This window comes from Parashewanella hymeniacidonis, assembly GCF_016900895.1.
Taxonomy (GTDB): Bacteria; Pseudomonadota; Gammaproteobacteria; order Enterobacterales; family Shewanellaceae; genus Parashewanella; species Parashewanella hymeniacidonis.
Genome location: NZ_JAFEUN010000204.1, coordinates 1 through 3,475 on the forward strand (window position 1 = coordinate 1; position 3,475 = coordinate 3,475).

Genomic DNA, 3,475 nt, shown 5'->3' on the forward strand with positions numbered 1-3,475 from the left:
TTTGAAAAAATAATTCTAAGTTCATAATGTACTTCCGTAAAAGGAAGTATAAGATCACAAACTGAGATCTCGGTCAAATTTAAGTTGTCAACTGCTTAAAAAACGTTCGCGATCTTGCTCTGGTCTAATTTATCTTTTTCTGGTTTACGCTTTAGATGATAAAACATACTCATACTCATGCTAAAGCGAACTCAAGAGGCTGCACATTGGATAAATTAAGATTTTGCTTTGCATGCCATAAATCATAATTATCTTGCATAGCGAGCCAACTTTCAGGGCTTCTGCCTAAAGCTTTTGATAATCTCAGTGCCATTTCTGGTGATATAGCACTCTGACCTTTAAGTACTCTACTTAACGTTGATGATGCTACATCGAGTTTTTTTGCAAGAAAACGACAACTCAACCCAGAAGGCTCAAGATAAATATCATAGATAAACTCACCTGGGTGAGGAGGGTTTTGCATAGTCATTAGTGGTAATCCTCGTAATTAAGTATGTAAGCATTGCCATCGATAAATTCAAAAGTAATGCGCCAGTTGCCGTTTACTGTAATTGACCAAATACCGTCACGATTCCCCTTTAAGGGATGTAATTTGAACCCTGGTAAATTGAGGTCATCAATTTCGATAGCGGTATCTATTGCCGCTAACTGCATCCGTATCTTTCTTTCATGCTTTGCTTGAATTCCGGATTTATTACCAGTCTCAAAATATCTTTTTAGACCTTTATGTCTAAATGATTTGATCACGGTAAAGTGTAGCGTGATGCGCATCGTTGTGCGATTAATTCTACTCTTTTAATTCTTTTGTGCAAGAAGATATAGTAGGGTCAGGGCAACCACGTGAGTGTTTAAGTTTTGTTCACTTCGGTTAACCCTGCCTTCAAAACCTTTTCAAGATAATCTGTTTTCATCCAAGCTCGTTTTCTTTTTGTCGGGATGCTGGCTTTTGTTTTCTCTTTTCTCAACATATTCAAAGACGTTTGTCTTAATATCCCACAGTTCTCGGCACTATTGTCCTTATATATCTGACATCTATCCTCATTCATACTAAGATCTAGTACCCAGTGCAGGCTATTTTCAACAGCCCAATGTGCTCGTACTGCCTCGGAAAACTGTTCTTCTGTAAGCTCTGCTGAGCTGATGTAATAACGATACTCTAAGCTTGGCTCTTTTCCTTTTTCTTGTCGGTATCCCATGCTGACACCAACCGTTTTCAGTTTTGGCCAATCAGGAAAATTTTTCGCAACTTCTTTTGCACATAATACCTTACAAGCCCTTGCTTCAAGCCGACTACGGTTCTTTTCTATAACTAAGTTCTCTGTTTGTGCAGTGCAACGAAAGTCATCAAACTGCTCCTGTAATTCACGATGCAATGATTCTTGATTCCCCTTAACGGCAAGCAAGTAATCAGCTTGTTTTCTGACGATGGCTTTAGCGATTTCCTTTTGGCATCCCATTGCATCAATAGAGACTAAAGCCCCTTTTATATCTAAAAGTTGAATGAGCTCTGGAATCGCCGTAATTTCATTGGATTTGACGTCTGTACTGACTTGGCCTAACACCATTTTGTTTTTACAGGCAAACGCATTAATCATATGTAGCGTTGAACGGCGGTCGTCACGGTCATAGGAGCCTCTTAGGGTCTTGCCATCAATCGCAATTATTTCACCTTTTGATAAACGATTTACGGCTTGCATCCACTCAACAAAACACTGATTAAACTGCTCAGGCTCAATTCTGGCAATGGTTCTTGCTATTGTATCGTCAACAGGAACTCCATCTTTCAGAAAACCATTCTTTTGAAACCAATCTAAATGACCTTCGGCATATTCCTGAATATCTTTCCAGCCATCAGCCCCTGCGATGACGGCGCAAAGACTAGTAAATAAGATGTCAAAAAGGGAGTAAGTAACTTTTGAAGCTTGGCACTCATCATCTAGCTTACCGAAAATTTGAAAAAATAATTCTAAGTTCATGGTGTACTTCCGCAAAAGGAAGTATAAGGTCATAAACTGAGATCTCGGTCAAATTTAAGTTGCTAACTGCTTAAAAAACATTCGCGATCTTGCCCTGTTCTGTCAGGGCATCAGATGTTGTTGGCAAAATATAGCTCGTGATAAAAATGCAATATTAATTCAAAAATGCACATTCGGTTAATGGCTATAGATGTAGTGGAAATATTTTCACCATTAGCACCTAAATACAATTTCGTTTTATCAAGGACTGCCGTGTTGGCCAAACTCATCAAGTGCCAAGTTCCACCAAGAAATAGAACCGAGTTTTCAGTAGGTCAACAATATTGGAAACAAACAAATGCGGCTGATGGTTTTATCTTCCAACTAGGCGACTGGACTAAAGATACGGCGGTGATTTTAGCGTTATGGAAAGATGAAGCTTCAATAGAAAGTTTTATGAAAACGCTTTACGATCCTATTGCGGATAAAGCTCAGCAAGCTAACTGTTACTCTTCGAAATCAGTTAACTATTTAAAACGCATAATGGATATTCCTGCGTACCTTAATTCTTCTACAACCCATGCCAAACTTGCTCATCGTCGCTATTTGAACAATGAGTTTCCATTGTTAAAGCAAAAAGCTCACCTTGACCGTCATATGCAGGACGTTGATGGGTTTACCGTTATTACTGAGCCTACATGGGATGTTTTCTAGGCTATATATTATCAAGCCATAGTTTATGAATAATTACTCTTTCTGATTTGTGACGAAAAGGCAAATATTGGATAAGTGTTGCCCAAACAAATGACGAACAAATGTTAATAATGGTTCGCCATCAATTGATGAATTAGAGAGGTAAGTCAATGTTAGGAGAAGATCATTCATTACTCCATGATTTTTCAGAGCATAAAGATAAGATTATTTCACTTTCAAAAAATGATAATGACTTTAAAAAAATGGCCGATGATTATCACAAGCTTGATGTAGAGATCAGAGAGTTGGAGTTGGATAAAGTCCCCGTTGCAGATGAATATTTTAATGAACTTAAGCACAAACGTTCTGAATTAAAAGACGTGTTATACCTTCGACTCAAAGCATAACTTTACGATCTTCAAAGGCATTGATTTATGATGCCTTATTGAGTTAAATTTTTCAAGATATGGCGTGACGCTAGAAAGGCAGAATTACTTTAATGCTGAAAGTACAGCACGTAATGGGTTGAGTAAAGGGGATTTTTTAGATGAATACTCTTTCAATAAAAGTTGTCTACATGTTGATCACTTAATGAGTAACAAATCAGGAAGTACACATTTCTATCATGTTACTGGCGCTAGCCCTTTTCCTGATTTAACGAGCGGAGCGAAAATCTCGGAGGCTTGCCCCCGTGCTGGATAGTTTAGACTGGGCGGCTCCCAGTCTATATTATCCTGTATATGGAGCTTCAAAGAAATTCACATCACGTTTACCGATTAATGTATCACTTTGTATGGGTACCAAAGTATCGTCGCAAAGTGTTTACA

General features: G+C 38.2%; 6 protein-coding genes. 3 read left to right on the top strand and 3 right to left on the bottom strand.

Features of this window, described 5'->3' with window-relative positions; all coding sequences use genetic code 11:
• Positions 1-175 precede the first annotated feature (175 nt).
• From JQC92_RS21460 to JQC92_RS21470, 3 genes are all read right to left on the bottom strand, one after another.
• Entirely contained in the window at positions 176-469 is a 294-nt protein-coding gene (locus tag JQC92_RS21460; protein ID WP_205001571.1) for a HigA family addiction module antitoxin, read from the bottom strand.
• Positions 469-747 (bottom strand): type II toxin-antitoxin system RelE/ParE family toxin, encoded by a 279-nt coding sequence (locus JQC92_RS21465; protein WP_205001575.1) that lies wholly within the window; start codon positions 745-747, stop codon positions 469-471. Before JQC92_RS21465 ends, JQC92_RS21460 begins: the two co-directional genes overlap by 1 nt.
• 101 nt (positions 748-848) lie before the next feature.
• Positions 849-1,976: an ISAs1 family transposase gene (locus JQC92_RS21470; RefSeq protein ID WP_205001572.1), complete on the bottom strand. Its 1,128-nt coding sequence runs from the start codon at positions 1,974-1,976 to the stop codon at positions 849-851.
• Between the two features lie 255 nt (positions 1,977-2,231).
• On the opposite strand from JQC92_RS21470, the gene JQC92_RS21475 reads away from it, so the two are divergent.
• The 3 genes from JQC92_RS21475 to JQC92_RS22985 form a co-directional block, all read left to right on the top strand.
• The gene (locus tag JQC92_RS21475; RefSeq protein WP_205001573.1) at positions 2,232-2,669 is read left to right on the top strand and encodes a DUF4937 domain-containing protein; all 438 of its coding nucleotides are present in this window, start codon (positions 2,232-2,234) and stop codon (positions 2,667-2,669) included.
• A gap of 149 nt (positions 2,670-2,818) precedes the next feature.
• Positions 2,819-3,055, top strand: a complete 237-nt coding sequence (locus JQC92_RS21480) for an HP1242/YdcH family protein (RefSeq protein WP_205001574.1) — start codon at positions 2,819-2,821, stop codon at positions 3,053-3,055.
• Between the two features lie 333 nt (positions 3,056-3,388).
• Positions 3,389-3,475: transposase (locus JQC92_RS22985; RefSeq protein WP_205001576.1), on the top strand; the 87-nt coding region annotated here is incomplete at its 3' end.